Origin of the sequence: Rhizobium ecuadorense (assembly GCF_001187535.1) — a bacterium.
GTDB classification, from domain to species: Bacteria; Pseudomonadota; Alphaproteobacteria; order Rhizobiales; family Rhizobiaceae; genus Rhizobium; species Rhizobium ecuadorense.
This window is the reverse complement of sequence record NZ_LFIO01000833.1, coordinates 1-390: the sequence shown is the minus strand read 5'-3', so window position 1 is coordinate 390 and position 390 is coordinate 1. Positions and strand designations below refer to the sequence as shown.

Below are 390 nucleotides of genomic sequence, written 5' to 3'. Positions count from 1 at the left end.
GCCTTCGGCCCGGCAAAGCCAGCATTCTTCCTGGCCATGACGAGGCGCTTTGCGCGTTCTTCGCGTTCAAATTGTTCCTGCTCTTTCAACATGATATAAAAAATACCCTAAATTAAGGTACATGTCATGCCCTAATGTGCTTGACATATCGGGTATTAATTGTACCCTAATCGCCATGACACAGAGCGACATCATCAACAACGGACAAGCTTTCCGGGATGGGGAGACGGCACCATGAGGTTCACCATCTCAAGCGAAGAGAAGCTCGCCATGGACGTCATGCCGACCGGCGTCGTCATTCACCGGCCGCAAGGCCCAAGGGGAGGGCGGATGTCGGTGATCCCTGTTCGCAACGAGGATATCCCCTTCCTCGCCAAGGCCCTGCAGCAG

Annotated in this window: 1 pseudogene; it reads right to left on the bottom strand. The window is 54.1% G+C overall.

From position 1 onward, the window contains the following. A pseudogene (locus tag AF337_RS42185) lies at nucleotides 1–92 on the bottom strand (transcriptional regulator); the annotation flags it as partial. Nucleotides 93–390: the final 298 nt, after the last annotated feature.